The 25,734-nt window shown below is 68.6% G+C and carries 28 protein-coding genes and 1 other RNA gene; 15 read left to right on the plus strand and 14 right to left on the minus strand.

Features of this window, described 5'->3' with window-relative positions:
• Positions 1-7: 7 nt before the first annotated feature.
• The 6 genes from Q368_RS0107855 to rnpB all read right to left on the minus strand — a co-directional run bounded on the left by Q368_RS0107855 (position 8) and on the right by rnpB (position 4,772).
• Positions 8-1,339 carry a vWA domain-containing protein gene (locus tag Q368_RS0107855; protein WP_029458524.1) on the minus strand — a complete coding sequence of 444 codons (1,332 nt, stop codon included), beginning with the start codon at positions 1,337-1,339 and terminating at the stop codon, positions 8-10.
• The gene (locus tag Q368_RS0107860) at positions 1,336-2,319 is read right to left on the minus strand and encodes an AAA family ATPase (RefSeq protein WP_029458523.1); all 984 of its coding nucleotides are present in this window, start codon (positions 2,317-2,319) and stop codon (positions 1,336-1,338) included. Before Q368_RS0107860 ends, Q368_RS0107855 begins: the two co-directional genes overlap by 4 nt.
• Before the next feature lie 251 nt (positions 2,320-2,570).
• Complete coding sequence (locus Q368_RS0107865; protein WP_029458522.1) at positions 2,571-2,789, minus strand: hypothetical protein; 219 nt, start codon at positions 2,787-2,789, stop codon at positions 2,571-2,573.
• Between the two features lie 11 nt (positions 2,790-2,800).
• Positions 2,801-3,109, minus strand: coding sequence for a type II toxin-antitoxin system HicA family toxin (locus tag Q368_RS0107870; RefSeq protein ID WP_029458521.1), 309 nt, complete (start codon positions 3,107-3,109; stop codon positions 2,801-2,803).
• Between the two features lie 33 nt (positions 3,110-3,142).
• Positions 3,143-4,375, minus strand: a complete 1,233-nt coding sequence (gene ispD / locus Q368_RS0107875; RefSeq protein WP_029458520.1) for a 2-C-methyl-D-erythritol 4-phosphate cytidylyltransferase — start codon at positions 4,373-4,375, stop codon at positions 3,143-3,145.
• A 29-nt stretch (positions 4,376-4,404) separates the two neighbouring features.
• An RNA gene (gene rnpB / locus Q368_RS23840) (RNase P RNA component class A) lies at positions 4,405-4,772 on the minus strand.
• Positions 4,773-4,911: 139 nt separating this feature from the next.
• On the opposite strand from rnpB, the gene Q368_RS0107880 reads away from it, so the two are divergent.
• The 3 genes from Q368_RS0107880 to Q368_RS23825 all read left to right on the plus strand — a co-directional run bounded on the left by Q368_RS0107880 (position 4,912) and on the right by Q368_RS23825 (position 8,166).
• The gene (locus Q368_RS0107880) at positions 4,912-5,319 is read left to right on the plus strand and encodes a surface-adhesin E family protein (protein ID WP_029458519.1); all 408 of its coding nucleotides are present in this window, start codon (positions 4,912-4,914) and stop codon (positions 5,317-5,319) included.
• Positions 5,320-5,348: 29 nt separating this feature from the next.
• Complete coding sequence (locus tag Q368_RS0107885) at positions 5,349-6,092, plus strand: DUF547 domain-containing protein (RefSeq protein ID WP_029458516.1); 744 nt, start codon at positions 5,349-5,351, stop codon at positions 6,090-6,092.
• A gap of 85 nt (positions 6,093-6,177) precedes the next feature.
• Positions 6,178-8,166: an MptA/MptB family glycosyltransferase gene (locus Q368_RS23825; RefSeq protein ID WP_245611300.1), complete on the plus strand. Its 1,989-nt coding sequence runs from the start codon at positions 6,178-6,180 to the stop codon at positions 8,164-8,166.
• Here the strand turns inward: Q368_RS23825 and Q368_RS0107895 are convergent.
• Positions 8,150-8,674 (minus strand): rhodanese-like domain-containing protein, encoded by a 525-nt coding sequence (locus Q368_RS0107895; protein ID WP_029458513.1) that lies wholly within the window; start codon positions 8,672-8,674, stop codon positions 8,150-8,152. The two genes, Q368_RS23825 and Q368_RS0107895, sit on opposite strands and share 17 nt — an antisense overlap.
• A 297-nt stretch (positions 8,675-8,971) precedes the next feature.
• On the opposite strand from Q368_RS0107895, the gene Q368_RS0107905 reads away from it, so the two are divergent.
• The 7 genes from Q368_RS0107905 to Q368_RS0107935 all read left to right on the plus strand — a co-directional run bounded on the left by Q368_RS0107905 (position 8,972) and on the right by Q368_RS0107935 (position 14,983).
• Positions 8,972-9,760: a DsbA family protein gene (locus Q368_RS0107905; protein ID WP_029458512.1), complete on the plus strand. Its 789-nt coding sequence runs from the start codon at positions 8,972-8,974 to the stop codon at positions 9,758-9,760.
• A gap of 94 nt (positions 9,761-9,854) precedes the next feature.
• Positions 9,855-11,210 (plus strand): sensor histidine kinase, encoded by a 1,356-nt coding sequence (locus Q368_RS0107910; protein ID WP_029458510.1) that lies wholly within the window; start codon positions 9,855-9,857, stop codon positions 11,208-11,210.
• Positions 11,207-11,899 carry a C40 family peptidase gene (locus Q368_RS23040; RefSeq protein WP_084158710.1) on the plus strand — a complete coding sequence of 231 codons (693 nt, stop codon included), beginning with the start codon at positions 11,207-11,209 and terminating at the stop codon, positions 11,897-11,899. The genes Q368_RS0107910 and Q368_RS23040 overlap by 4 nt, the downstream gene beginning before the upstream one ends.
• A gap of 41 nt (positions 11,900-11,940) precedes the next feature.
• Positions 11,941-12,846, plus strand: coding sequence for a nitroreductase family protein (locus tag Q368_RS0107920; protein ID WP_029458508.1), 906 nt, complete (start codon positions 11,941-11,943; stop codon positions 12,844-12,846).
• Between the two features lie 81 nt (positions 12,847-12,927).
• On the plus strand, positions 12,928-13,641 hold the full coding sequence (locus Q368_RS0107925) for a L,D-transpeptidase (RefSeq protein WP_029458506.1): 714 nt from the start codon (positions 12,928-12,930) through the stop codon (positions 13,639-13,641).
• Positions 13,642-13,700: 59 nt separating this feature from the next.
• Positions 13,701-14,078 (plus strand): Hpt domain-containing protein, encoded by a 378-nt coding sequence (locus tag Q368_RS0107930; protein ID WP_029458505.1) that lies wholly within the window; start codon positions 13,701-13,703, stop codon positions 14,076-14,078.
• A gap of 32 nt (positions 14,079-14,110) precedes the next feature.
• Entirely contained in the window at positions 14,111-14,983 is an 873-nt protein-coding gene (locus Q368_RS0107935) for an SPOR domain-containing protein (RefSeq protein ID WP_029458503.1), read from the plus strand.
• Here the strand turns inward: Q368_RS0107935 and Q368_RS0107940 are convergent.
• From Q368_RS0107940 to Q368_RS0107965, 6 genes are all read right to left on the minus strand, one after another.
• Positions 14,978-15,916 (minus strand): DMT family transporter, encoded by a 939-nt coding sequence (locus Q368_RS0107940; RefSeq protein ID WP_029458502.1) that lies wholly within the window; start codon positions 15,914-15,916, stop codon positions 14,978-14,980. The two genes, Q368_RS0107935 and Q368_RS0107940, sit on opposite strands and share 6 nt — an antisense overlap.
• Positions 15,917-15,956: 40 nt before the next feature.
• Complete coding sequence (locus tag Q368_RS0107945) at positions 15,957-16,817, minus strand: AraC family transcriptional regulator (protein WP_084158709.1); 861 nt, start codon at positions 16,815-16,817, stop codon at positions 15,957-15,959.
• 48 nt (positions 16,818-16,865) lie between these two features.
• Positions 16,866-17,693 (minus strand): MlaA family lipoprotein, encoded by an 828-nt coding sequence (locus Q368_RS0107950; RefSeq protein ID WP_029458500.1) that lies wholly within the window; start codon positions 17,691-17,693, stop codon positions 16,866-16,868.
• Positions 17,694-17,784: 91 nt separating this feature from the next.
• Complete coding sequence (locus Q368_RS0107955; RefSeq protein WP_029458499.1) at positions 17,785-18,375, minus strand: Tgt2/MlaC family protein; 591 nt, start codon at positions 18,373-18,375, stop codon at positions 17,785-17,787.
• 44 nt (positions 18,376-18,419) lie between these two features.
• Positions 18,420-18,869 carry an outer membrane lipid asymmetry maintenance protein MlaD gene (gene mlaD, locus Q368_RS0107960; protein ID WP_029458498.1) on the minus strand — a complete coding sequence of 150 codons (450 nt, stop codon included), beginning with the start codon at positions 18,867-18,869 and terminating at the stop codon, positions 18,420-18,422.
• A gap of 57 nt (positions 18,870-18,926) precedes the next feature.
• Positions 18,927-19,733: an MlaE family ABC transporter permease gene (locus tag Q368_RS0107965; protein ID WP_029458497.1), complete on the minus strand. Its 807-nt coding sequence runs from the start codon at positions 19,731-19,733 to the stop codon at positions 18,927-18,929.
• Between the two features lie 154 nt (positions 19,734-19,887).
• On the opposite strand from Q368_RS0107965, the gene Q368_RS0107975 reads away from it, so the two are divergent.
• Genes Q368_RS0107975 through Q368_RS0107990 form a run of 4 tightly spaced genes read left to right on the plus strand, consistent with a single transcriptional unit; the run spans position 19,888 to position 23,591 of the window.
• Positions 19,888-20,565: a TetR/AcrR family transcriptional regulator gene (locus Q368_RS0107975; protein WP_029458496.1), complete on the plus strand. Its 678-nt coding sequence runs from the start codon at positions 19,888-19,890 to the stop codon at positions 20,563-20,565.
• Positions 20,552-21,529 carry an HlyD family secretion protein gene (locus Q368_RS0107980; protein WP_029458495.1) on the plus strand — a complete coding sequence of 326 codons (978 nt, stop codon included), beginning with the start codon at positions 20,552-20,554 and terminating at the stop codon, positions 21,527-21,529. The genes Q368_RS0107975 and Q368_RS0107980 overlap by 14 nt, the downstream gene beginning before the upstream one ends.
• Positions 21,526-22,449 (plus strand): ABC transporter ATP-binding protein, encoded by a 924-nt coding sequence (locus Q368_RS0107985; protein WP_029458494.1) that lies wholly within the window; start codon positions 21,526-21,528, stop codon positions 22,447-22,449. Before Q368_RS0107980 ends, Q368_RS0107985 begins: the two co-directional genes overlap by 4 nt.
• A complete protein-coding gene (locus Q368_RS0107990; RefSeq protein WP_029458493.1) occupies positions 22,449-23,591 on the plus strand; it encodes an ABC transporter permease in 1,143 nt (380 codons plus the stop codon). Before Q368_RS0107985 ends, Q368_RS0107990 begins: the two co-directional genes overlap by 1 nt.
• Before the next feature lie 105 nt (positions 23,592-23,696).
• Here the strand turns inward: Q368_RS0107990 and Q368_RS0107995 are convergent, their stop codons facing one another.
• Complete coding sequence (locus tag Q368_RS0107995) at positions 23,697-25,139, minus strand: helicase HerA-like domain-containing protein (protein WP_029458492.1); 1,443 nt, start codon at positions 25,137-25,139, stop codon at positions 23,697-23,699.
• A 124-nt stretch (positions 25,140-25,263) separates the two neighbouring features.
• On the opposite strand from Q368_RS0107995, the gene Q368_RS0108000 reads away from it, so the two are divergent.
• Positions 25,264-25,722 (plus strand): hypothetical protein, encoded by a 459-nt coding sequence (locus Q368_RS0108000; protein ID WP_029458491.1) that lies wholly within the window; start codon positions 25,264-25,266, stop codon positions 25,720-25,722.
• The last annotated feature ends 12 nt before the right edge of the window (positions 25,723-25,734 follow it).

The raw sequence follows: 25,734 nt of genomic DNA on the forward strand, positions 1-25,734 counted from the left end.
AGCCTCCTTACGCCGCCGGCAGTTCGAGGACATCGCCGAAGGGCGGCCGGTTGCGGGCCGATTCGGGAGCGACCCACAGCACCGGATAGGTCGGTTCGTCCGGGTAGCGGTCGCATTCCAGGTCCGTGCAGTAGATCAGGCACGCCGGGCGCAGGCCGATGGCCTCCACCACGGCGAAAACGGGCCGATAGTCTGTGCCGCCGCCGCCGGCGGGAAAGAGCGCGAGCGGCGGGTCGTTGCGGGTGAGGACCACGGGGTCGCTTGCTGCGGCGTCGCAGAAAGAGACGAGCAGGCGCGTGTCGCAGGTGTCGAGAATGGCCGTCAGCTCGGCGCAAAAGGCCCGCAGCAGCGCGTCGCCCACCGACCCGGACGTGTCGATGGCGAGCACCACGTCGCCGAGCTGTTGGCTGCGCGGCGATGGCAGGTACAGCCCCTGGTGCACGTGGCGGCGATTGGGCGGCGACCAGGAATAGTCGTTTACCGCGCGCGAAAGGATGAACCGGCGCAGCAGCACGCCCCAGGGCAGGCGCGGCTGCGCCAGTTCCCCGAGCTGGCGGGCGAGCCCAGCGGGCAGGTTGCCCATGTCCGAGGCGCTGCGCAGCGACTGGCTGACGTCCTGGCGCAGCCGCGTCGTCAGTTCGCGGCGCGTGGCCTCGCCCGGGTCGCCGGCGAGGTCCGGGTGGTCGCGCACCTCGCCCCGGGCCGGGGCGGATGCGCCATCGCGGGGTTTGTCCGGCGCGTCGCGATCTCCGGATGCGGACTGGCGCGTTTTCTTCGCGCCCTTGGCGTCGAACTTCCCGGCCGCCGCCTCGGCCTGGCGCGCCTTGCCGGCAAAAGGCGCCTTGCCTTCGCCGCCGCCCATTGCGTCCGGGGCGCTGGCGTCCTTGCGCCGGGAAGGCTTGCCGCCGCCCGCGCCCGGGCGTTCTTCGAGTTCCCCGGAAAGCGCGGCGTAAATGGCCTCGGCCGGGCGGCCGGCGTGGGCGGCGTCGAAGGGGTAGCCCTTGGGCAGGGTGAACCCGGCTTCGGCGAGCAGGCCGTTTACGGCCAGGTCGCAGGCCTTGTTCCACAGGGCCGGGTCGCGGTCGCGGCGGCGCAGGTGGTGTTCGAAGCTCACGTGCAGGATGACGTGGGCGAGCATGGCCGCAATGTCCTCCTCGTCGCGACAGACGAGGACGTTCGGGTTGTAGCCGAGCGTCACGCCGTCGGTCCAGAGGTCCGCGCAGGCCGCGTCCTCGCGCAGGAAAAGGCGCAGGGCCATGGCTCCGAAAAACGGGTGGCCGAGCACCAGCTCCATGCGCGCCCTGGCCAGTTTGCGCGCCACGGGATCGGGGCCGTTCACGCGAACACCTCGGCGTTGTCGCGCGCCCAGGCGGCGAAGGCGTCGGTCGCGGCGGTGGTTTGATCGTTGCGCACGGCTTCGCGCATGAGCAGCACGCCGAATTCCGCCGGCAGCCGCGCGGCGTAGCGGGCGAGTGCCGGCATGGTTTCGGGTCGGGCATGCCTGCCCAGGGCTTCGCAGATGGCCGTGGCCACGGCCGGGTCGCGCGGGGCCGGGGCGGCGTCGGGATCGGCCAGCACGGCGTCGGTGTCGGGCAGCTCCCGCCACAGGCGCAAAAACGCGTCGAATTCCACGGCCGCGCCCTCGCCCACGGCCCCGGCGACGAGCGATGCTTCGATGGCGGCATCGGGCCGGGCGGCGAGCAGGGCGGACACGAACGCCCAGGAGCGCGGCGAGGGAAAGGCGCGGTCGGCGCGGGTGGGATCGAAATCGTGCAGCAGCGCCGGGCGGAAGCGCAGGAACGCGGTCACTTCCGGCCGGATACCCGCGCGTTCCGCCCAGGCCAGCCAGTCCGGCAGGTGCGGTTCAAAATCGAGGTGCACGAAGCGGTTGGCCAGGGCCGTGGGCATGCGGTGGGTGACGGCGCGGTCCTGGTCGCGGTTGCCGGCGGCGAGGACGGCCCAGCCGTCTGGCAACTGGTACTCGCCGAGCGCCCTGTCGAGGATGAGCTGGTAGCAGGCGGCCTGGACCAGGGGCGGCGCGGCGTTGAGTTCGTCGAGAAAGAGCACGCCCGCGCCGTCGGTCGGCAAAAAGGCCGGGGCGCGCCAGTGGGTGCGGCGATCCTCACCGATGTGCGGCAGGCCGCGCAGGTCCACGGGATCGAGCAGCACGGCGCGGATGTCGAGCAGGGGAAGGTGCAGGACAGCGGCCGTTTGCGCCGCCACCTGGCTTTTGCCGACACCCGGCGGTCCCCAGAGGAACACGGGCTGGCGCGCGGCGATGCAGGTTTGCAGGGCGCGGCCGACATGGGAAGGAATCACGGGAAAGTCGCCTCCGAAACGGTATTGTCCCGAACCGTCGCGGCAGCCGGTGCAGGAGCGCGCCTTGGGGCCCGGCGCGGACTTCCGGGCCTTGCGGCGCGTCGGGCATGACCTCCGGCGCGGACGATCCGGGACGCCTTCTGGTATTGGAAATGAAAATCATTGTCAACTGGAAGGGCGTGGCGTCACGCGCAGCGGGAAAGGGGCATGGGGCGCAATGGCAGGGCCGCGCGGGGGCGCGCGAAAGGGCTTCAGGCCGACGGTGCGTCGGGCGAAAGGCAGGCATCGCCGCACACGGACAGGTAGTCGTCCACGGCTTCCTCGAAGGCGTGTTGCAGGTCTTGCGGCGTTTCGCCGTGAAAGGTCACCACGTCGCGGATGCCGGCGATGCGGCCGTGCAGGCCGCCGTCCTCGACCTGACATTCCAGGCAGTAGCCCTTGTAGGTCGCGTAGCAGGCGTCGTTTGCCATGTGTTTCGACCTCAGGCCGTCGCGCCGGCCCGGACGAGGAAATCCCGGACATCGGCGGCGCAGCCTTTTCCCAGCACGTTTTCCGGATGCGGGCGGTGGAAGAAGCCCTTGACCCCGCCGAGCAGGAACCGCACCCGCGAGCCGGTTGTTTTCTGGTGATGGTGGATTTCCCGGCCGCCCAGGGCGCGAATGAGCGCCGTGACGTCGTCCCAGGCGATGTCCGCCCGGGGAGGGGTGACGAAAAGGGCCTGCCAGGTGCGCTGGCGGGCGCTGTTGAGCTTGACCGGCGGAAGCGGCGCGACGGCGTCGTTTAAGGCCATGACCGGAGTATAACCCGACCCGGGCGCGCGGCGTCAAGACCCCGGGGCCGCGGAGGCGTCCTGCCCGGCCTGCCGCCAGCCCGTGACCAGGGCCACGGCCTTGATGCCTTTTTTCTCGCCGGTAAACCCCAGCCCCTCTTCGGTGGTGGCCTTGACGTTGACCTGGGATCTGTCGAGCCCGAGCAGCGCCGCGACGTTTAAGCGGATGGCCTGGGCATGGGGGCCGATGCGCGGAATCTGGCAGATGACCGTCAGGTCCACGTGGCTGATGGCAAGTCCCCGGCTTTTCGCCAAAAGCAGCGCTTCGCTCACGAACACGCCCGAGGCCATGTTGTCGAAGTCCGGGTTGCTGTCCGGGAAAAGCGCGCCGATGTCCCCACCGGCAACGCAGCCGAGGATGGCGTCGACCAGGGCGTGCAGCAGCACGTCGCCGTCGGAGTGGGCCAGCACCTCGGGCGCGCCGAGGATGGGGTAGCCACCGAGCTTCATGGGCCGGGCCGGCTGTTTGCCGGGGCGGGCGGGATCGGCGTAGCGGTGGACGTCGTAGCCGTAGCCGACCACGGGCACGGCGACGGCGGGGCTTGCGGCGAGCAAGGCGAGGTCCTCCGGGTTGGTGATTTTGCGGTTTTCGGACGCGCCGGCCACGGTCGTCACGTCCTGGCCGAAGTGTTCGACGAGGCTCGCGTCGTCGGTGACGTCGAAATCCTCGCCGGCATGGGCGAAGGCCTGGCGCAACAGGGACAGTTCGAATCCTTGGGGGGTCTGTACCGCGGCCAGGGCGTTGCGGTCGAACGTGCGCGCGACCACGCCGCCCGACATTTCCTTGATCGTGTCCGTGACGGGCAGGACCGGGATGACGGCCTTTTTTCCCGCAAGCAGGGCGTCGATGACCCGGCCGATCAGCGGCGGATCGGCGAAGGGGCGCGCGGCGTCGTGCACGAGCACGAAGCGGCACGCGCGCGGCAGGGCGGCCAGCCCGCTCGCCACGGAGTCCTGCCGCCGCACGCCGCCCGGGGCGGTCACGACGGCAACGCCCGGGTCCTCCCTGGCGCGAAGCGCGTCGAGCTCCGCCTGCGCGGCCGCAAGGTCGGCCGGGGGAAAGACCACGACCACGCCCGCGACCTCGGGGCAGCGCGCGAAGGCGCGTAGCGAGCGCCAGTAGAGCGGGCGGCCGTCCAGGCGCAGAAACTGTTTTTTGACGCCGCCTGCGGCAGAGGCCAGCCGGGTGCCGGACCCGGCGGCCAGGAGCACGGTCCACACGGACACGGGAATTCCTTTGGGTTGGCGGTGAAAAAAGGGGGAGCCGGCCGATAAGCCGGGTTTTGTTCCCCGGAAGATCCGGGGCGGTCGTCATTCCTCTAGGACCGCGATTACTCGCGGCCTCAAGCAACCTACCCGAGGGCACGGCCGGGCCAGCCTTGACGCCCTCCTATTTGGTTTTGCTCCGAACGGGGCTTGCCGAGCTTGCCGCGTCGCCGCGACAACTGGTGGGCTCTTACCCCACCGTTTCACCCTTACCCGCGCGGGGTTCGCGCGGGCGGTTTGCTTTCTGTGGCGCTCTCCCGGGATCGCTCCCGCTGGGGGTTACCCAGCGTCCCGCCCTATGGAGCCCGGACTTTCCTCCCCGGGCCTTGCGGCCCGCGGCGACGACCTGTCCGACTCCCCGCAATCCCCATAAGGCCCTTCGCCCGCTTCGTCAAAGGGCGGCAAGGGGATGGCCGCCTGCGCTTGTGTCCGGGCGTAGCCGATGCTAGTGTCCATCCTGGGGAAATTGGGGCGCGCATGGGAGAGGAGGACCGGGCATGCGGGTAGTGGTGTTATGCCTGTCGGCGTTGTTGGCCATGGCGGCTTCGGCCCTGGCCACGGACTGGAAGTTTCTGGCCGCCCATGCGGACAAGTCGGTGAGCCTGTATTACGACCCCCATTCCGTGCGGGTGCGGGGGGATTTCGTCCAGGTCCGGATCAAGCGCGTTTTTTCCGAACAGGAAGGCCGGGAACTGGCCGAGGACCACAATGCGCCGGAACCCGTGGCCTATGCCGTGGAGCAGGTGACCCTCGATTGCGAGAACAAGCGGATCGCGCGGCGCGCCGGGGTCTGGATCGGCGTCAGCGGCAAGGCCCTGGACCGCGATGCGCCGGCCTCGGGACTACCCTGGCGGCCCATGCGCCGCGGGGGCCTCGGCCGGGCGCTGTGCGAGGAGCTCAATTGACGCCGCCCGGGGCGGAAGGGAAACGGCCCATGGCCGGGAGGATCGTCGCCGCGCTGTGCGCGCTGGCGTTTTTTTTCACGGCGGCCGCAAGCCGCGCCGCCGACCGCGACGCCCCCTACGCCGCGCTGCTCGCCGCCCATGTCGCGGACGGCGTGGTGGATTACGCGGGACTTAAAAAAGACGAAGCTACACTCGACAACTACCTTGCCGCCCTGGCCGCCGTGGACCCGGCCGCCCTGTCCGGCCCGGAGCGCTTCGCCTACTATATCAACGTCTACAACGCCTGGACGCTCAAGCTCATCCTCGAACATTACCCCGGCATCCGCTCCATCAAGGACGCGGGGAACCTTTTCCGCTCGCCCTGGCAGCGCGCGTTCGTGCGCCTGCGTGCGGGCACGGTCAGCCTCGACGACGTGGAGCATGGCATCCTGCGGCCGCAGTTCCACGACCCCCGCGTGCATTTCGCGGTCAACTGCGCCTCCAAGAGCTGCCCGCCGCTGGCCGGCGCGCCCTATGCGGGCGCGACCCTGGACGCCGCCCTGGACGCGGCCGCACGCGCTTGCATCAACAACCCGGCCAACACCTTTTTTAAGGACGGCACGCTCCACGTCAGCCGCATTTTCGACTGGTACGGCGAGGACTTCGGCGGCCCCGAGGGCGTGTGGCGCTTCATCCGGCGCTACGCCGCTCCGCCCCTGGCCGCGGCCATGGACGCGGCCGGACGGCACGAGCTGGCCTATACGCCCTACGACTGGTCGCTCAACGGGCGGTGACGCCATGCCGTCGTCCCGTTGCGAAGCCGCGCGCGCCGCGTCCGACGCTGGCGGGGGAAGCCGCCGCGCGCCATGGCGCGCCGTTTTGAAATTCCCGCATCCGCTGCTCGCGCTTGCCGCCTGTCTGCTCGCCCTGGCCCTGTGCGGGGCGTTTGCGGCCGGGCGCGGCGTGTACGCGGCCTGCTTCGCCGCGTCCTTCGCCGCCCTGGCGTTTGCCGTGCGGCGGTTCCCGGACGGCGGGCGGGGCAGGACGACCGTCATGCTCCTCGGCCTGGGGCTTGCGCTACGCCTGCTGTTTCTGTGCGCGTGGCCGGCCGATTCCGACGTCAACCGCTACATCGTCGAAGGGGCGCTGCAACGGCGCGGCGGCAACCCCTACCTGCTCGCCCCGGGTGATGCGCGCACGGCGGCGCTTTTGTCCGAACCGGCGCGGCAGGCCCTGCCCGGGGTCAACCACAAGGAGCTTGCGGCCGCGTATCCGCCCCTGGCCGAGCTCTATTGCCGCCTCGTGGCGTCTGTTTCGCCCACGCCCCTGGGATTTAGGGCGGCGGCGGCCCTGGCCGACCTGCTCGGCTGCGCGGCCCTTGCCATGGTCCTTTCCCGGCGCGCCGCGCCGGCGGCGCTGCTGCTTCTTGCCGTGGCCAACCCGTTGTCCCTGGTCATGGGCGCGGGGGAAGGCCACCTCGATGCGCTCATGATCCCGCTCGTTTCCCTGGCGCTTTGGGCCTTCGGCTCCCGGCGCGACGGTTTCGGATTCGCCTTGCTCGGCGCGGCGGGCATGGTCAAATACCCGGCACTTGCGCTCGCGCCCTTTTTCATGCGCGGCGGCAATGCGAAAAAAGCCCTCTGGGCCGCCGCGCCGCTTGGCGCATTTGTCTTTTTCGCCGGCGCGGGGACAGGGCTTTTCGCCTCCCTGGCCGCCTTTGCCCGCTTCAATGCCCATGGCGGGCCGCTTGCGGCCCTGCTCTGGCCGCTTTTCGGCCCGGCCGCGCCGGTTGCCGCCATGAGCATCGGCGCGGCCGCGCTGGCGCTCTTGTGGCTCGCCGTCCAGGACGTCCGGCGCGGCCCGGCCGCGGCCTGCTGCGTCGCCCTGGCCTGCCTGCCCACGGTCTATCCCTGGTATTTGCTACCCCTGGTCCCGCTTTGGGCGCTGCGCCCGACGTGGGCGCTGTGGTGGCTCTTTGCCGCCCAGGGACTGGTGACCACGCCCGGCTGGCTGCGCCCGGCAGGGCTCGGCGGCGAGGGCGCGGCGCTCGCCGCCGTCTGGCTGCCCTGGCTCGGCCTGGTCCTGGCCGGAGCCGTGCGCCCGCTGATGCTCGTGCGGGGCAGGGCGTTCGCTCCAGCGCCGCGCCTGGCCGTGGTGGTGCCGGCCCGGGACGAGGCCGCGCGCCTGGGCGCATGCCTTGGCTCCCTGGCCGCGCCCCTGGCCGCCGGGGAGATTGCGGAAGTGGTCGTGGCCGACGGCGGCTCGCGCGATGCGACCGTGGACGTTGCCCGCGCGCACGGGGCGCGGGTGATGGTCGCGGCCGGCGGCCGGGGCGGGCAGATCGCGGCGGGGGTCGCCGCTTGCGCGAGCGAGGCGGTGCTGGTGCTCCATGCCGATTGCCGCATGGACGCCCACGTGCCGCGCCGGGTGCTCGGGGCGCTTTCGCGCACGCCGCAAGTGGCCGGAGGCGCGGTCGGCATGCGCTTTGCCGGCGGCGGGACCAGGCTTTCGCTCGTTTCCGGCCTCAACACCTTTCGCGCGCGGTTTTTCGGAATCAGCTTCGGCGATCAGGGACAATTCTTCCGCCGCGAGGCCCTGGCGGCTGGCGGCGGTTTCCCGGACATGGCACTCATGGAGGACGTGGAGCTGTCGCTAAGGCTGCGCGAAGCCGGCGAGACCGTGCTCCTTGGCGGCGGCATCGTCGTTTCGCCGCGGCGCTGGAGCGGCGAGGGCTTTTTTGCGCGCATGCTTGCCGTGCTGCGGCTTTTCACGGCCTATCTGGCCGCGCGGCGGCTGGGGCTGGCCGACGCCACGGGGCGGCGCTATTTCCTGCGCTATTACGGCCGGGAGCCTACCATACGGCGGTGAAGGCCTTGGGCGCGAGGTCCCAGGTCCGGCCGTAGACGTGGACGGTCTTCGTGGGTTCGCCCTTGGCGTCGACGAGCGTGCCGCCGGCATGGAGCCAGCCGAGGAGCCCCCCGGCCAGATTGGCCACAGGCAGGCCCTCTTTCGCCTCCTGCGCGGCCCAGACGCCGCTGCGGTAGCCGATGGTGCAATAGGCCACGGCCTTTTTGCCGGCGAAACGCCCGGGATCGGCCAGGTATTGTTTGGCGGTCACGGCCCCGGGCAGGGTGGAGACGGCGCGTTCGACCGGTTCGCGCACGTCGATGGGCAGCAGTTCGCCTTGTTGCGCCAGGGCCACGGCTTGCGCGGCAGAGATTTCCGGGGCCTGGGGGAAGTCCTTCTTGTAGCCGGCGTAGAGTTCATAAACCCGGGCCTTGCGCGCGGCGTCGTCCGCCGGCGGGCGCGAACACGCGCAAAGGCCAAGGAGCAGCAGGGCCACAAGCGGCAGCCAGGAAAGGCGTTGGTGCGGCATGGCGTCACTCCCCGGCCTTGCGGCCCGTTGCGGCGTTATTCCCGGAATCGGTATCCTCGCTGTGCCGTCCCCGGCGGCAGGACTCGGGCAGTCAGGTGCCCCCGGGACCGGCTTTGGGTCCCGTCAGGCAAAAGACCAGGAAAACGGCGGCAAGCCCCGCCAGGAGCAGCAGGAGTTCCATCCTTTCCGCCTACCCTATTCGGGGCCGGGAGTCGATGGGCGGCGGATGACAGGCGCAGGCAAAGGTCCTATAAGCGGCGCGAGGCTCATGCCGCAATGACATCTCCTGGAGGACCCATGCGCGAGTGGAAATGGGCGATCGCCCCTGTGCTGGTCGCGGCTTTGGCCGGTCCGGCCCATGCCGACGACGATCTGGAACGGGTGCGCACCGTGTTGCGCGAACATCCCGAAATCGTTATAGAAGCCCTGCGTCAGCAAGGTCCGGCGGTGCTCGAGGTCGTCGAGGTCGCGGCCAGGAACCGCCAGAAGGAAATGGAACGGGCCCGTTTCGCCGCGGAACTGGCCAAGCCCCTCAAACCCGCCCTGGATGCCGGCCGCGCTTCGATCGGTCCCCAGGACGCGCCGGTGACCATCGTCGAATATTCGGATTTCCTGTGCCATTTCTGCGCTCAGGCCGCAGGCACCGTCAAGAAGCTCACCCAGGACCATCCCAAGGACGTGCGCCTGGTGTTCAAGCATTTCGCTTCGGGCAAAAACGACGTCCGGGCGGCGCTCTACTTCGAAGCCATCAACCTCCAGGACCCCAAAAAGGCCTGGGCGTTCATGGACAAGGCCTTCGCGAACCAGAAGGACGTCGCGGAAAAGGGCGACGAGGCGCTTTCCGCCATGGCCAAGGAGCTCGGCGTGGACATGAACCGCCTGGCCAAGGACCTGCAGCGCAAGGACCTCGCCGATCGCATCGCGGCCGACGTCAAGGAGGCCCGGGATTTCGGCTTCAACGGCACGCCGATCTTCCTGGTCAACGGCGCGGCGGTGCGCGGCGCCGTGCCCCTCGAGGTGCTGGAGGAGTTCGTGGCCGTGGCCAAGGACCCCCAGGCCGCCGCGGCCAAAGCCAAGAAACCCTGACGCGCCGACCTGCGGTTCGGCGCTTGCCATCGGGCCGCCGCAGGCCTATTTGTAGCGCAGGCCGGGGGGTCTCCCCCCCGGCCAGAGGCGCACCATGCCGAGCGTCAGACAGATACTTGTCCAAAACGTCATCAAAACCCTGCCGGTGGGCCTTGTCGTCATCGATCCCAAGGGGAACGTGTTGGTGGCCAGCCCCTCGGCGGGGACGTTGCTGGGACTGCCGTCGGATTCCCTGGAAGGGAAGGGGTGGCGCGCCTTGTTGCGGCCGGAACCGTTCAACGAGCAGTTCAACCGCAACCTCGTCGAGGCCGTGGAAAGGGGCCGATCCTTCCGGCATTGCCTGACCGAATACCTGCGCCCCGACGGGGAACAACGCCGCTTCTCCATGACCGCCTCCTGCCCGGAGCTCGACGGCAGGCGGGCCGGCGTGACGCTGCTCATCGACGACGTCACCGCGCTCTATCGCAGCCGGGAACGCGAAACCATCGTGTTGCGCGAAAAAAACCGCCTGCAATACGACATGATCGAGAGCCTCAATAACCTGGCCCTTTCCGTGGCCCATCAGATCCGCAATCCGGCGGCGGCCATCGGCGGTTTCGCGCTCAAGCTCCTGCGCGAGCACAAGGAGCGGCATCTGGAAACCGAGTCCCCGGACATCATTTTCCAGGAGGCGCGCCGGCTGGAGGAGCTCGTGGCGGCGGTGGTGCGGCTTGCGTCGTTGCCGCACCCGCGCCTGACGGCGGTCAATCTCGCCGATCTGGTCCGGGAAGCGGCGGACAGGGCCGAACGGGAGGCCGAGAGCCTGCACAAGCGCCTGGAATGTTCGCTTTCCCTGGAAGAGGTCGAGATCGTGGCCGATGCGGGCCTGCTCGGCCAGGCGCTCCAGGAAGTGTTGCAAAACGCCGTGGAATTTTCCGGAAAAGACGTCGCCCATGTTGCCGTGGCCCTGAGTCGCCGCGACGACGGCGTGGCGATCACCGTTGCCGACGACGGGCCCGGCGTGCGCCAGGATCTTGTCCCGTTTCTTTTCGATCCCTTTTTCACCACCAAGGCGCGTGGGGCGGGCGTGGGCCTGACGTTGGCGCGCAAGGCCGTACTCGAGCACAACGGCGAGATCACGCTGCAAACAACCGAAAGCGGCGGGGCGACGGTACTCCTGCGCCTGTTCGACACTCCGGAGTCGGGCCTTGGCCGCGAGGCGTTCTACGGCCCCATGGGCCTCGATGTGCGCGAACTCAAGAACAAGGCCCGCGAGCTCGGCCTCGACGTCTCGGGGCTCACCACCATCGACGCCGTGCGCGCCATCCAGAAGGGCGAGGGCTTTGCCCCCTGTTTCGCCTGGGGCGTCCATGACCGTTGCGGCCAGGAGCTGTGCTCCTTCCGCCGCGAATGCGTCAAGACCACGCGCATCGGCGACGTCCGGCGCATCACCTACGGAGGCGCGGTATGAGGCCGGGCGCGCGCATGCTGGCCGCCTTCGGGCTTTGCTGCGGCGCGGTGCTCATTGCGCCCGCGCCCGGGGCCTGCCGGACCATCTATGGCTACGAGGACAGCCTCGGCATGCTGCATACGAGTCCGGTCAAGGTCAACGCGAACTACAAGCCGCTTTTTGAAGGCAAGGCCGACCATGAGGCCCTGATGCACGCCCTGCGCGCCCAGGCCGCCCTGGGCGGCCCGCCGCCACCCAGGCCCCAGGCCGCCGTGCTCCCCGTGGACATGGGGCCGCTTTCCGAACGCGGCGAGCGCATCCTGGGCCTGGCCGCGCCGTACATGGGCGCGCCCTACCGCCTGGGTGGCGACGGCGCGGCCGGTATCGATTGTTCGGGCCTGACCAGGGCCGTATTCGCCCGCCTGGGTTGCGACCTGCCGCGCCAAAGCCGGCTCCAGGCGGGCCTGGGCCAGCCGGTCGCGCCGACGGAACTCGAGGCCGGGGATCTGCTCTTTTTCGCCACGGACCGCGCCGCAGGCATCAGCCATGTGGGCATCTACCTCGGCGGCGGGCGCATGCTCCATTCGAGCCCGAGGCGGGGCGGCGTGGGAGTGGACCGGCTGGCCGGAACCGATTACGAACGGTGGCTCGTCGGGGCCCGGCGGCTGGCCAAGGTCGAGCCGGCTCTGGCCGACAGGGGCCGGCCCTGACGCCGCGTTTTGCCTCGCACGCGCATGGAGAGATATCCGGCATGGCAAGTCCGCTTCCGATAATCGACCCCGAAGCCTGCGTCGGCTGCGGCGCGTGCGCCCGGCTGTGCCCGTCGGGGACCATCGCCTTCGACGGGCAGCGCGCCGCGGTCAAGGGGACGGACTGCATCGGCTGCGGCCATTGCCGGGCGGTGTGCCCGGCCGCAGCGGTGACTTTGGGCGACGAGGAAAATTACGCCGACACCTTCGCCACCTTCACCCCGTCCGGCAAGGTTGTCGCGCCGGGGGAATTTTCGCCCGAACTTCTCGTCGATTTGCTGCGCTCCCGGCGTTCCTGCCGCGCGTTTACGGAAAAGGCCGTGCCCGGCCCCATGCTCGAGGACCTCATCCGCGCGGCCGTGACCGCGCCGTCGGGCACCAATTCCCAGGCCTGGACCTTCACCGTGCTCACGTCTCGGGCGGCGGTGGCGGGGTTCGGCGAGGTCGTGGCCGGATTTTTCCGGCGGCTCAACCGCATCGCGGCCATGGGCCTTGCGCGCAAGGCCTACGCCCTGATCGGCCGCCCGGAGCTTGAGAACTATTACCGGGAGTATTACGCTTCGGTCGCGGACGCCTTGGCCGCCTGGGACCGCGACCGCACGGACCGGCTTTTTCACGGTGCCGTCGCCGCCGTGATCATCGGCTCGCGGCCCGGGGCGAGCTGCCCGGCCGAGGATGCGCTGCTGGCCGCGCAGAACATGCTGCTGACGGCGCATGCCATGGGGCTCGGGACGTGCCTGATCGGCTACGCCGTGGAGGCCATGCGCCATGACAGGCGCGTCAAGGCCGCGGCGGGCCTGCCGCCCGAGGAGGCCGCCCATGCCGTGGTCGCCCTGGGTTGGCCGGATGCGAATTTTTTACGCCAGACGGCGCGTCGCCGTCCGGTCGTACGATACAAGACCGCTTGAGGGGACACCGGCGGTCGGATGCTGCGCGCGGCGCATGGCCCTCGTGGGGACGAGAGGCGGTGCGCCCGGGAGGATGCTGCGATGCGGGGGCGGGGACTTTTCGTTTTGGCGGCGTGCCTGGTGTTGGCCGCGCCGGGGGTGGGGCTGGCCCAAAAGACCGAGACGGCTTCGTTGCAGGGCCTGACGCTCGTGCGCGAGCCGGCGGGCGGCGCGCGGGAAGCCGTGCCGCGCCATGCGGTCGCTTCGTATGCGCCCGTGGCCGACGGCGGCGGCCTGGATGCGTATCTGGCGTCCCTGACGCGTTCCGGCGGCCAGGGGAGTCTCGACGAACGGGTCGCGGAATTTAATGCGAGCAAGAACCGGTATTCCATCGAGGTGCGCCTGTCCCAGCGCAGGCTTTACCTCTACGAGAACCTGCCCGACGGCTCGCGACACCTGGCCCGCGCCTATACCGTGGCCGTGCCGGGGCGGGACATGGAAGCGCCCCAGGGCTGGGGCGTGGTTACGGGCATCAGTTTCGAGCCCTGGTGGCGGCCGACCCCGGCCATGAAGGAGCGCGCCCGCAAGAAAGGCAAGACGCTCCCGGAGGTGGTGAAGCCCGGCGTCAAGGAAAACCCGATGGGACCGTTCAAGATCATCCTGTCCCACGGGTACGGCTTTCGCATCCACGGCAACAACAACCCCGGCTCTATCGGCCGGCCGGTCACCAGCGGCTGCATCCGCATGCGCAACGATGAGGGCAAGGATCTGGCCAGGTTGATCGATGTGGGCACGGAAGTGGTCTTTCTGCAATAACCCCGGTTCGAGCGGTTCGGGGTACGGCGCTCGGGAGGCGCCGCAGCTGCGGAGGGTGCATGAAGGGAGTGTATCCATGCGGGGCAGCCATGGCGCCCGAGGACAGACAGGCCTTCGACCCTGATGCGGCCCGCGAACGCATGGGCGTGGGCAGGAAGGAATTCGCACGATTTTTCGACTACATCTGGAATGAGGTCCGGGAGCGGCGTTCACGGCTCGACGAGGCATGGCGGGCCGGGGATTGGAAGGCGGTGGCCTTGCATGCCCATACCGTGAAATCCTCCGCCGCCGCCATCGGGGCAGAAGGGCTGCGCCGCACCGCCGAGGCCGTGGAACGCGCGGCCACCGCCGGGGACGCCGCCGCCCTGGAGGAAGCCCTGCGCACCTTTCATGCGGCCCGGGACCTGCTCGCCCGCCTCGTGGGCATGGCGTTCTGACCCGGGACGAAACCCCGACCAAAGGAGTCGCCATGCGGCTTGCGACGACCCTGTGCGTCCTGGCGGCGCTTTGCCTTTCCGGCTGCGCTGCGGACAAGAGTTTTGAAAAGGAGATCCTGGGCCATCCCGCTCCGGAATCGTCCACGGACACCGGTTGGTCGCGGACGCCGCCACCGCCGCCACCGCCGCCGCGCCAGACGCCGCCGGCCGCTCCGGCATATGCCCCCGCGCCTGCGCCGTCCGCCGCCGCGCCAGCTCCTGTGCCGGCAACCGTGCCGGCTCCCGCATCGGGCTCCGTGCCGTCGACGTCTCCGGCGTCGCGGCCGCCAGCGGGAGCGGACTATACGCCAAAGCCGTTCACGCCCGCCCCGGCCGCGCAGCCGGCGGTGGAAAAACCGGGGGCCGCGCTGTTCGAACAACAGGCGCAGCAGCCGGCTCCCGAGCCTGCGCCGCAGGCCGTCTCCACTGCCGCTCCCGCGCCGCAGCACGCGGCTGTGCCCGGCGACCAGTCCTACCTCACATTCCAGGTCGGGGAATTCGCCCATGCCGCATCGGGCAAGCAGCTCATGGCGATCCTGGAGGCGAAGGGCTTTTCCACCCGCATGGACCAGGGCAAGCGCAACAACAAGCCCTTCTACACGGTTTCTGCCGGCAAGGCGGGCTCGCGCGCGATGCTTGAGGCCGAACTGCTCGGCGCGGGCGTGACCGAGCCGCGCCTGGTCTCGGAGCGGCCTGCCGGCACCAAGGCTCCGGCCGCGGCGAGCGCGCCTGCTGCCGCGCCCGCGCCGAAAGCCCAGCCGGCGGCCGCGCCCAAGGTCTCGGCCCCCATCGCACCGCCCATTGTCGAGCCTGCGCCGCCCCTGCCGGACGGCTACGTGCCGCCGCCGAAGAAAACCGGCTCATGAGTCGTGACGTTCGACCCGGACCGCCCCTGCGACGGCGGTCCGGGCCGGGCGTGCCGTTCCTGCCGTGGCCAGACAGACGATGCCGGCCAGCACGGCCGCGCAGCCGGCCATCTCCCGCCAGCCGATCCGTTCCCCGCACACCAGCGCCGCAAAGGCCAGGGCCGCCACGGGCATGATTCCCGTGGCCACGCCGGCCGTGGCCGCATCCACCCGCACCACGCCGTAGAACCAGCACACATAGGCTGCGACCGTGACGCCGAGGGCGTAGTGGAGCACGGCCGCCACGGCCGTCGGCGTCAGGTCCGCGGCGGTGATGTCGCCGGCCTGCCAGAGCCCTGGCCCAAGGAAGAGGGCCGTGCCGCAAAGCGAGACCCATAGCGCCGCGCCAAGCGGGGAGAGCGGCTCGGGCACGGCGCGGCGCAGCAGCAGGAAGGCCGCCTCGAAGACTACGGCGCAAAGGACCAGGGCATTGCCCTGCAAGGGGGCGGGGCCCTGTGCCGCGCCCGCGCCGGCGGTAAGGACGGCGATGCCGGCCATGGTCGCGAGGATGCCGCCGACGGCCCGGCCGGAGGGCCGTTCCCGGAACAGCAGCCAGCCCATGAGCGCCACGGCGGCGGGCGTCGCGGCTGCGGTCACGCCGGCTTCGGCCGCGCCGGTCAGGCGCAGCCCGGACAGCAGGCAGACCGTAAAGAGGAAGGAACCGCACAGGGCCTGGGCGAACACGATGGCGAGGCTTCGTCGGGACAGGTGCGGCAGCCGGCCTTCGCGCACGAGGACAAGGGGCGCGAGCACGAGGCTCGCCAGGGCAAAGCGCAGCAACGAAGCGAAATGGATGGGCAGGGTCGCGACCAGGACACGGCCCGTGGCCAGCGAGGAGCCTACCAGGATCATGGCCGCGATGAGCGCGGCCACGGCTTTGACGCGTGTCGCCATGTCTCCTCCGAAAAAAGACGTTGGCGCAGGCGTACGTGTTTTACGCGTCGACGTTTTGAACGATCTTGCGGTAGGCCCCGGGCGTGAGGCCGAAACGGCGCACGAAGGCGCGGGTCAGGTGGCTCTGATCGGCGAACCCCGTGTCGGAGGCGATGTCGGCCAGGCGTTCGGGGCCGGACAGGGCAGCGCGGGCGGCGCGCAGGCGGTTGGCCAGCAGGTGGGCGTGGGGCGGCAGGCCGGTGTGGCGGGTGACGGCACGGGCGAAGTGCCAGGGGGAAAGGCTCGCGGCGGCGGCGAGCTCGCCGAGCGTGACGTTCTCGCGAAAGCGCGCGGCCAGGATGTCCAGGGCCATGCGCACGGCCCGGGGCTCGGGGCCGGGGTCGCGCGCGGGCGCGGGCTGCGCGGCATAGCGCGCGATCCAGGTCGCCAGGAGTGCAAGCACGCAGGTTTCGCGGGCCAGATCGCTCGCCAAAGGCGAAAGGATGCGGCGGTGGGCGGCGGCGACCATGGCCGCAAGCCCCGGGTCCTCGATGACGCCCTGGCGGAAAGAGGGCAGGGCCGCGCCTTCGGGCAGGACCCGGGCCAGGGCCTCGGGCGGCAGATAGAGCATGCGGTAGCGCCAGCCCTCGGGCAGGGCCGGTTCGCCGTCGTGGGGCACGCCCGGCTGGACGAGGTTGACGCTGCCGGCCGGGGCCACGAGGTTGCTCCCCCGGTAGCGGAAGGCCAGGGCGCCGGATTCGATGACGCCCAGGGCGTAGCCGTCGTGGGCGTGGCGGGAAAAGCGTTGGCGGCGATAGCTGGCCCGCACGGCCAGCGCGCCCGGTCCCAGGAAGGGCAGGGCCTTGGCGATAAGGTTGTCGCTTGTCGGAGATGCGGAGAATGCGGAGGGCGGGTTTTGCATACGCGACCGCCGCCGCGCCCGGGGCGCGGCGGCGGCAGGCGCAACGTGCTATTGGGAAACGGCGTTGCGGCGGAACTGGATGTAGGCGTCCTTTATGGCGCTGTAGGGATCGACCGCCGGCTTGGTCACGCTGTCGTAGGTCTCGAGGGTCTCGGGCAGGTTGTTGAACACGTCGCCGGCCTTGACGACGTAGGACAGATACCAGGGGTTGTCCTCGCCCTGGATGGACCAGGGGCCGAAGATCCAGAACAGCGGGTTGGCCACGGCGTCGCCGGCCAAGCCCACGGAGTCGCGCGCGGAGGAGGGGCCGAGGAACGGCCAGACGATGTAGAAGCCGTCGCCGATGCCCCAGAACCCCAGCGTCTGGCCGAAGTCCTCGTTGCCGGGCTGGAGGTTCGGATCGGACTTGGCCACGTCCATGAGCCCGCCGACACCGAGGGTGGTGTTGATCATGAACCGCCCGAACTCCTTGGAAGCCTTGGTGAAATTGAGCTGGAGCAGGGCGTTTACGAAGCGGATGGGGAAGATGAAATTCTGGTAGGCGTTGCTGAGCCCCTTGCGGACCATGGACGGGACGATGAAGGCGTACCCCTTGGCGAAGGGGCGCATGAGCCCGCTGTAGAACAGGTGGTTGAAGCCGAACCAGAATTTGTTCCAATGGTAGAACGGATCGGCGATGGGCGCGGGCGCGGTTTCGGCGTAGTCTTCGTCGGCCTGTGCCGGAGTGGTCGCTGCCGTGGACGCGGCAGGGGCGGCGACGGCCGGTTTGGGGCTTTCCTGGTTGATCGGCGTTCCGGCCGCCTGGCAGATGGGAGCGGCCAGGAGCAGGGCGGCGAGCAGGACAAGGAGGGTGTTGCGCGGCAAGGAGGTTGGCATAAGGTATTCCCCGGCAAGGCGGTCCGTAGCGTTTCCGGTTCTTCGGGCCAAGGCGTCGCGGTGTCGTTGGGAGCCGCGCGGCCCTGGCCGGTCAGGACCTTTTTGCGGTGATCTTCGCGATCAGCGCATCCGGCGTTTCGTTTACCAGGATCTGGCCGAACTGGGTGCGGTAATTCTGCACGAGGCTTACGCCTTCGATGACCACGTCGTAGACCTTCCAGCCGTTGTGATCGGACAAGCGGTAGGAGATGGGGATCTCCTTGCCTTTGCCGACGACCTTGGTGTCCACTTCGGCCTTGCCGGGTCCCAGGTCCTGTTCCTTGAGATACTGCACCTTTTCATCGGTGTAGCTTTCGATTTTGTCAAGGTACGTATTCTGGAGAAGCTGCCCGAACGCGGTCACGAAACGCTGCTGCTGCTCGGGGGTGAACTTGTTCCACTGCGCGCCAAGCGCCCGGCGGGAAAGCTCCTTCATGTCGAAGACGGCGTCGATGGCCGTGATGAGCTTGGTCCGCATGGTCGGGCGGGTGTCGGGATTCTTGTAGGCTGGATCGGCGAGCAGGGCGATGACTTTGTCGATGGAGGCGCTCAAGGCTTCGGTGGGCGCTCCGGCCAGCGCAGGCGCGGCCAGGACGGCGACGATCGCGAGGGCTAAAAACATGCGGCTTGCGAAACGATGCATAAGGATTTCCACGCGTTCAAGTGACGGGGTTGCTGGGGCGTGTGTTATTTCACGCCGCCGAAAACATACTTGCCGATGAGGTCGCCAAGGTCCACGGAAGGCTCCGTCTCGACGATCAGCCCGCCCGGGCCGAGAACGTCGTCCGAGCCGCCGGGGGAAATCTTGACGAACTTGTCGCCGATCAGGCCGCTGGTCTTGATGGAGGCGATGGAATCGTCGGTGAGGCGCACGCCCTTGTCGATGTCGAGGGTGACGAGCGCCATGTTGTCCTTGGTGTCGAGGTTGATCCCCGCCACCCGGCCGATGCGCACGCCGGCCATTTCCACGTACGCGCCGTTTTTGAGCCCCGTCACGTCCTTGAACCGGGCCGTCACCGGATACCGGTCGCCGCCGAGCACCTCGAGCTTGCCGAGCTTGACGGTCAGGTAGGCCACGCACATAAGCCCCGCCAGGACAAAGATCCCGACCGTGGTTTCCATGGAGTATTTTTTCATGCCACTGGCCTTTTACGGATATCCCGCCGAAGTTGCAACACGGCCCGCCTTGCGCCCTCACAGGAGAAACGAGGTCAGGACGTAGTCCGCCACCAGGATGGCGACGCAGGAGAAGACCACCGCCGCCGTGGTGGCGAGGCTGACGCCCTTGGCCCCGAACCCGTCCCGTCGGGCATGGGTGAAATAGCCCTCGTAGCAGCTGATGGCCGCCACGAGCACGGCGAAGAGCAGCGACTTGACGAAGCCGCCGGTCACGTCGCCCATCTCCACGGCCGCGTCGATGCGGTCGAAATAGACGCCGGGGTTGATGCCCAAAAGCACCACGCCCGTGAGGTAGCCGCCGCAGATGCCCACCACGTCGAAAATGGCGGTCAAAAGCGGAAAGCAAAGCAGCGAGGCGGCAAGCCTTGGCGCAATGAGAAAGCGCATGGGGTTGATGCCCATGGTCCACAGGGCGTCGATCTGCTCCGAGATGCGCATGATGCCGATTTCCGCGGCCATGGACGAGCCCGCGCGGCCCGTGATCATGATGGCCGTCAGTACCGGCCCGAGCTCCCGGATGATGGACAGGGCCACGGCCGCGCCAAGAAGCCCCTCCGAACCGAACTTGACCAGGGTGTAATAGCCTTGCAGCCCGAGCACCATGCCCGTGAAAAGCCCTATGAGCACGATGACGAAGATGGACTTGACCCCGATGAAGTAGACCTGCTGCACGATCTTGCGCAAAGGTGGCGCGGGCACGACGATGCGCCAGAGCCCCTGGACCAGGAAGATGCAGAAGCCTCCGAGCTCGGCGATGACGGTCAGTGCCGTCCTGCCGACATAAGCTGCCGGGGAAAGAAGAAGTGTGATGGCGTCGGTCATGGTATGTCGGCTTCATGCGCCCCTTGCGTGGGCCGGCCGCACTTCGGATTACACCGCTTTCACGCAAATGAAAAGCGTTCCCGGCGCGTTCGGCATCCTTGACGGGGACAACCGGATGTTTTAACCGTTTGGTTAAACGAAAAGGTTGAAACATATGGTCATAGCCAATGCCCCGGATTCGGTCCGGGAACGCATCCTCGAAGCGGCGGCCGAGGAATTCGGCCGGGCAGGTTTTTCCGGGGCCAAGGTGGACGCCATCGCCAGGCGCGCCGGGGTCAACAAAGCCGGCCTCTACTACCACGTGGGCAACAAGGAAAAGCTCTACGAAACCGTCATGCTCCACCTGTTCGGCCAGGTGGCCGGCGCGCTGGAGCAGGCGGCCGGCGCGCCGGGTTCGTGCGGCACGCCGGGCGAGGCCTTCACCGCCCTGGCCACGGCCCTGGCCGGGCTTTTCACCAAGCTGCCCATGCTGCCGCGCATCATGGCCCTGGAGATGGCCTCGGGCGGGGCCAACATGCCGGCGGCGGCCATGGCGGAATTTCGCCGCATCTTCGGCGTCACGCGCGGCATCCTGGAAAAGGGTGCGGCGCAAGGGGCGCTCGTCCCGGCCGAGCCCGTTCTCGTGCACCTGACGCTCGTCGGGACCATGGTCGTCTACAGCCTGTCCGAGCCGCTGCGGGCGCGGTTCGCTGCCGCGTCGCAGGGACTTGGGCTGCGGCTCGATTCGCCCCTGGCCGATGCCGCGGCCTTCGTCGGAGGGCTGCTCGGCAAGGGGCTGGCCGCCCCGGCCCAACCGGACGCGTCCCAGGAGACAGGCCATGAAAACGACTGACCGTTTCGTTTTTCCCGCGCTTCTCCTTGTGCTGCTTCTGCTTGCCGGGTGCGAGTCCAAGGGCTCGTCGGCCTACCAGGGGTATATCGAGGGCGAATTCGTGTACGTGGCCGGCAAGATCGCCGGGCGGCTGGACGCGCTCGACGTGGCTCGGGGCGACGTGGCGGAGGCCGGGCAAACGCTTTATGTGTTGGAGCACGCCTACGAGACCGCGGGCGTCGCCCTGGCCGAGGCCGATCTGCGCCAGGCCGAGGACACGCTGCACGACAGGCAAAAGGGGCTGCGGCCGGAGGAGATCGCGCAGATCGAAGCCGACCTGCGCCGGGCCGAGGCCTCGCACACGCTTTCCTCCCTGGAATACGACCGCCGTATCAAACTGTACGGCGATGCCGTCATCGCCAAGGAGGAACTCGACACCTCGCGCACGACCCATGCCCGGGACAAGCAGCAGGTGCGGGAACTGGAAGCCAAGCTGGCCACGGGCAAGCTGCCGAGCCGCGTGGACCAGATCCTCGCCGCCAAGGCCGCCGTGGAGGCCGCCAGGGCCGCCCTGGACCAGGCGCGCTGGAACCTCGGCCAGATGACGCAGGCCGCCGGCGTCTCCGGTCTGGTCTACGACGTGCTGCACTACGCGGGCGAATGGGTGGCGGCGGGAAGCCCTGTGGTGACGCTCTTGCCGCCGGCGAACGTCAAGGTGCGCTTTTTCGTGCCCGAGGCCGTGGCCGGCTCCCTCGCCCTGGGGCAGCGCCTGCGCGTGGCTTTCGACGGCGGCGCGCCCGTCGCGGCCACCGTCTCCTACATCGCGCCCTCGGTGGAATACACGCCGCCGGTCATCTACAGCCAGGGCTTTCGCGAAAAGCTCGTCATCATGGTCGAGGGGCGGTTTGCCCCGGACGTGGCGGCGCGGATGCATCCCGGGCAACCCGTGGACGTGACGCCGGAAGCGGGCGGTGGCGCGTCATGAGCGCGGACGCGGCGGCCCCGGTCATCGACGTCGCGGGGCTCACCAAGATCTTCGGCAAAAAGACCGTGGTGGACCACATCGACATGCGTGTCGGACGCGGGGAAATCTACGGCTTTCTCGGGCCCAACGGCTCGGGCAAGACCACGTTCATCCGCATGCTCTGCGGGCTGTTGCGCCCCGACGACGGCACGGGCACGTGCCTGGGCTTCGACGTGCGCGAGCAGGCGGAACTGATCAAGCCCCATGTGGGCTACATGTCCCAGAAGTTCTCGCTCTATGAAGATATGACCGTGCGGGAAAACCTTGATTTCATCGCGCGCATGTACGGCGTCGCGGACCGCGCAACGGCCATCGCCCGCACCATCAAGCGCATGAACCTGGGGCGCTTCCGCGACCAGCTGGCCGGCACGCTTTCCGGCGGCTGGAAGCAGCGCCTGGCGCTTTCCGCCTGCATGATCCACGAACCGAAGCTGCTGCTGCTCGACGAGCCCACGGCCGGCGTCGATCCCATGGCGCGGCGCGATTTCTGGGACGAAGTGCACAAGCTCGCCGGCGAGGGCATCACGGCGCTCATTTCCACGCACTACATGGACGAGGCCGAGCGCTGCCACCGCCTGGCCTACATCGCCTACGGCCACTTGCTGGCCACGGGCACGGTGGCGGAGATCGTGGCCGCCGAGGGGCTGGCCACGTTCGAGATCGCCGGGCCGAAACTCTACGACCTCATCGACAGGCTGCGCGGCCTGCCGGGTGTCGAGCAGGTGGTGGCCTTCGGCGTGACCCTGCACGTGAGCGGCCGCGACGAAGCGGCCCTGACGCAAAGCCTCGCGCCGTATGCGGCCGAGCCCCTTGCCGTGCGCCGGATTCCCTCCAACCTCGAAGAGGTCTTCATCAGCCTCATGCGCAAGGCGACGACATGATGCGACAGCTTTTCACTTTTTCGCCCAAGCGGTTCGCGGCCATGGTGTCCAAGGAATTCACCCAGATGCGTCGCGACCGCGTGACTTTCGGCATGATGGTCGGCATTCCGCTGCTCCAACTTATTCTCTTCGGCTACGCCATCAATTCCGATCCCAAACATCTGCCCACGGCGATACTGGACAACGACCGCTCGGTCTTTTCCCGCGACATGGCCACGGCCATGAAAAACAGCCTCTATTTCCAGTTCACCCAGGACCTGCGAACGGAGGCCGAGGCCGACGAACTGCTGCGCCTGGGCCGCATCCAGTTCGTGCTGACCATACCGCAGAATTTCGGCCGCGACCTCATCCGCGGCAAGCGCCCGGTGGTTTTGCTGGAAGCCGACGCCACCGACCCTTCGGCCACGTCCAACGCCGTGGCCGCCATCCGCCAGGCCGCAACCGACGCCTTCAACCGCGACCTGACCGGGCCGCTGTTGTCGTTGCGCGCCGGGGAAGGCCCCGTGGACCTGCGCCTGCACGCCCGCTACAACCCAGAGGCCATCACGCAATACAACATCGTGCCCGGGCTCATGGGGGTGGTGCTGACCATGACGCTCGTCATCATCACATCGCTCGCCATCACGCGCGAACGCGAGCGCGGCACCATGGAAAACCTGCTCATCACGCCGGTGCGGCCGACGGAAGTGCTGCTCGGCAAGATTCTGCCCTATATCATTGTGGGGTATTTGCAGATGGGCCTGATCGTGCTGGCGGCGCGCCTGCTGTTCCATGTGCCGGTAATCGGCAGCCTGCCGCTGTTGTTTCTGGTCTCGTTTCCGTTTATCGCCGCCAACCTCGGCGTCGGCATCACCTTTTCCACCATCGCCCAGAACCAGTTGCAGGCCGTGCAGATGTCGTTTTTTTTCTTTCTGCCGAGCATCCTGCTTTCCGGGTTCATGTTTCCTTTCCAGGGCATGCCCGAGTGGGCGCAATGGATCGGCTCGGTGCTGCCGCTGACGCACTATCTGCGCGTGGTGCGGGGCATCGTGCTCAAGGGCAACGGCTTTTTCGACATCCTGCCGCACATGTGGCCCATTGGCCTGTTCCTGCTCGTCTCCCTCGGCCTTGGCGTCAAGCGCTACCGCCAGACCCTGGACTAAACCCCTGCTTCCCCCCTTCGGGGTGGTCCAGGAGGGGCCCTCGGCCCCTCCTGGCCGCCGGAGCCATTTTCCCCATTTCCCTTTCCTCACTCTTCTCACATTCCCTCAACGCCTCGCCCCCCCAAACAGCGCACCCAGGACGCCGCGGGCGATCTGGCGGCCGATCTGCGTGCCGATGGAGCGCAGGGCGCTTTGGGCCATGCCCAGGACAAGCTTTTCGGCCTGGGACGGTTTTTCTTTTTGGGACGCGGGTTGCGCTTCCTGGGCCACGGCGCGGGATCTGAGCATTTCGAAGGCCGATTCCCGGTCGATGGCCTGTTCGTAGTGCCCGAAAAGGGGGGAGGCGCGCACCACGGCCTCGCGCTCGGCGTCGCTTAGGGGCTGCATGCGGCTAACTGGCGGCACGACCAGGGCGCGCTGCACCACGCTCGGCTGCCCGCGTGCATCAAGGCAGGAGACCAGCGCTTCACCGACGCCGAGCACCGTCAGCGCCGCCTTGGCGTCGAACTTCGGATTCTGCCGGAAGGTGTCGGCCGCGGCGGCCACGGTCTTCTGGTCGCGGGGGGAAAAGGCGCGCAGCGCATGCTGCACGCGGTTGCCGAGCTGGCCGAGCACCGCGTCGGGCAGGTCCAGGGGCGACTGGGTGACGAAATAGACACCGACGCCCTTGGAGCGGATGAGCCGCACGGTCAGCTCGATTTTTTCCAGCAGCGCCGCCGGGGCGTCGTCGAAGAGCAGATGCGCCTCGTCGAAGAAAAAGACGAGCTTGGGTTTCTCGAGGTCGCCCACCTCGGGCAGGCGCTCGAAGAGCTCGGCCAGGAGCCACAGGAGCATGACGGCGTAGACCTTGGGCGAGGCGAACAGCGTGCGCGCGCAGAGGATGTTGACCACTCCCCGGCCCAAGGCGTCGGTCTGGAGCAGGTCGTCGGGATCAAGCGCCGGCTCGCCGAAAAAGGCCTCGCCACCCTGGCTTTCCAGGGAGAGAAGCGCCCGCTGGATGGCCCCGACCGAGGCCGCGGAGACATTGCCGTAGCGCGTGCGGTACATTGCCGCGTTCTCGCCGACATACGCGGCCATGGCGCGCAGGTCCTTGAGGTCGAGCAGCAGCATGCCCGCGTCGTCGGCCACGCGGAAGACGATTTCGAGCACCCCGGCCTGGGTGTCGTTGAGCCCGAGCAGGCGCGCAAGAAGCAACGGCCCGAGCTCCGAAACCGTGGCCCGCAGCGGATGCCCTTCCCGGCCGAACACGTCCCAGAAGGCCACGGGGCAGGCGCTCGGGGCAAGCGCAAGGCCGAGTTCCTTCGCCCGGGCCGCGATCTTGGGATTGTCGCCCCCCGGCGCGGCCATGCCCGACAGGTCGCCTTTGACGTCGGCCAGGAAAACCGGAACACCCATGGCGGAAAACGCCTCGGCCAGCACGCGCAACGTGACGGTCTTGCCCGTGCCCGTGGCCCCGGCGACCAGCCCGTGGCGGTTGGCCATGGCCGGCAGTAACAGGCAGTCCGTATCGCCCCGGGCGACGAGGATCGGTTGGGCGGTTGTTGTCATGGCGCATCCTTTTTTCTAAGACTTCTCTGAAGTTGCCACATCACGCAGGTCCGAATCCCGGTGGGGCGCAAACGGCGCATCCGTTTCCGGGGCCGGTCCCCAACCCGAGCAACGGAGGGTTCTTATGGTCCGCTTTCGCGCTGCGCTTGTCGCCTGCCTCGCCTGCTGCATCCTGGTTGCCGTACCGGCGCTGGCCAAGGAGCACAAGGAAAAGAAGGAAAAGGACGTCCCCGACGTCACCGGCGTCTGGAAAGGCGCCTCGGACACCGTGGCTATGGGCAAGCTCGGCCATGCCGATGCGACCGACGCGCCGAAATTCCTGCACGCGGACTGGACGCTGACCATCGACAAGCAGGACGGCCCGAGTTTTTCCGGCACCAAAGCCTCGGCCAAGGCCAAGGAAACCGTGCTCGGCGTGCTCGACGGCCACAAGATCTATATGGTCGATGACGACGGCACGTACATCGGCCAGGTGACCGGCAAGAACACCTTGATCGTCAAATACCTCGAAGCGGGCAAGGATTCCAAGGTCGCTTCCATCACCCATTATCGCCGGGACGCTGCGCCCGAAACGGGCAAGTAGAAAAGAAAGGAA

The organism is Solidesulfovibrio alcoholivorans DSM 5433 (assembly GCF_000702665.1).
Taxonomy (GTDB): Bacteria; Desulfobacterota; Desulfovibrionia; order Desulfovibrionales; family Desulfovibrionaceae; genus Solidesulfovibrio; species Solidesulfovibrio alcoholivorans.

Bases quoted from the DNA above. Each gene is read 5' to 3' on its own strand.
- Q368_RS0107865 (WP_029458522.1), bottom strand. From the start codon at position 2,789: ATGGCAAACGACGCCTGCTACGCGACCTACAAGGGCTACTGCCTGGAA.
- Q368_RS0107870 (WP_029458521.1), bottom strand. From the start codon at position 3,109: ATGGCCTTAAACGACGCCGTCGCGCCGCTTCCGCCGGTCAAGCTCAAC.
- Q368_RS0107880 (WP_029458519.1), top strand. From the start codon at position 4,912: ATGCGGGTAGTGGTGTTATGCCTGTCGGCGTTGTTGGCCATGGCGGCT.
- Q368_RS0107885 (WP_029458516.1), top strand. From the start codon at position 5,349: ATGGCCGGGAGGATCGTCGCCGCGCTGTGCGCGCTGGCGTTTTTTTTC.
- Q368_RS0107895 (WP_029458513.1), bottom strand. From the start codon at position 8,674: ATGCCGCACCAACGCCTTTCCTGGCTGCCGCTTGTGGCCCTGCTGCTC.
- Q368_RS0107905 (WP_029458512.1), top strand. From the start codon at position 8,972: ATGCGCGAGTGGAAATGGGCGATCGCCCCTGTGCTGGTCGCGGCTTTG.
- Q368_RS0107910 (WP_029458510.1), top strand. From the start codon at position 9,855: ATGCCGAGCGTCAGACAGATACTTGTCCAAAACGTCATCAAAACCCTG.
- Q368_RS23040 (WP_084158710.1), top strand. From the start codon at position 11,207: ATGAGGCCGGGCGCGCGCATGCTGGCCGCCTTCGGGCTTTGCTGCGGC.
- Q368_RS0107920 (WP_029458508.1), top strand. From the start codon at position 11,941: ATGGCAAGTCCGCTTCCGATAATCGACCCCGAAGCCTGCGTCGGCTGC.
- Q368_RS0107925 (WP_029458506.1), top strand. From the start codon at position 12,928: ATGCGGGGGCGGGGACTTTTCGTTTTGGCGGCGTGCCTGGTGTTGGCC.
- Q368_RS0107930 (WP_029458505.1), top strand. From the start codon at position 13,701: ATGAAGGGAGTGTATCCATGCGGGGCAGCCATGGCGCCCGAGGACAGA.
- Q368_RS0107935 (WP_029458503.1), top strand. From the start codon at position 14,111: ATGCGGCTTGCGACGACCCTGTGCGTCCTGGCGGCGCTTTGCCTTTCC.
- Q368_RS0107940 (WP_029458502.1), bottom strand. From the start codon at position 15,916: ATGGCGACACGCGTCAAAGCCGTGGCCGCGCTCATCGCGGCCATGATC.
- Q368_RS0107945 (WP_084158709.1), bottom strand. From the start codon at position 16,817: ATGCAAAACCCGCCCTCCGCATTCTCCGCATCTCCGACAAGCGACAAC.
- Q368_RS0107950 (WP_029458500.1), bottom strand. From the start codon at position 17,693: ATGCCAACCTCCTTGCCGCGCAACACCCTCCTTGTCCTGCTCGCCGCC.
- Q368_RS0107955 (WP_029458499.1), bottom strand. From the start codon at position 18,375: ATGCATCGTTTCGCAAGCCGCATGTTTTTAGCCCTCGCGATCGTCGCC.
- mlaD (WP_029458498.1), bottom strand. From the start codon at position 18,869: ATGAAAAAATACTCCATGGAAACCACGGTCGGGATCTTTGTCCTGGCG.
- Q368_RS0107965 (WP_029458497.1), bottom strand. From the start codon at position 19,733: ATGACCGACGCCATCACACTTCTTCTTTCCCCGGCAGCTTATGTCGGC.
- Q368_RS0107975 (WP_029458496.1), top strand. From the start codon at position 19,888: ATGGTCATAGCCAATGCCCCGGATTCGGTCCGGGAACGCATCCTCGAA.
- Q368_RS0107980 (WP_029458495.1), top strand. From the start codon at position 20,552: ATGAAAACGACTGACCGTTTCGTTTTTCCCGCGCTTCTCCTTGTGCTG.
- Q368_RS0107985 (WP_029458494.1), top strand. From the start codon at position 21,526: ATGAGCGCGGACGCGGCGGCCCCGGTCATCGACGTCGCGGGGCTCACC.
- Q368_RS0107990 (WP_029458493.1), top strand. From the start codon at position 22,449: ATGCGACAGCTTTTCACTTTTTCGCCCAAGCGGTTCGCGGCCATGGTG.
- Q368_RS0107995 (WP_029458492.1), bottom strand. From the start codon at position 25,139: ATGACAACAACCGCCCAACCGATCCTCGTCGCCCGGGGCGATACGGAC.
- Q368_RS0108000 (WP_029458491.1), top strand. From the start codon at position 25,264: ATGGTCCGCTTTCGCGCTGCGCTTGTCGCCTGCCTCGCCTGCTGCATC.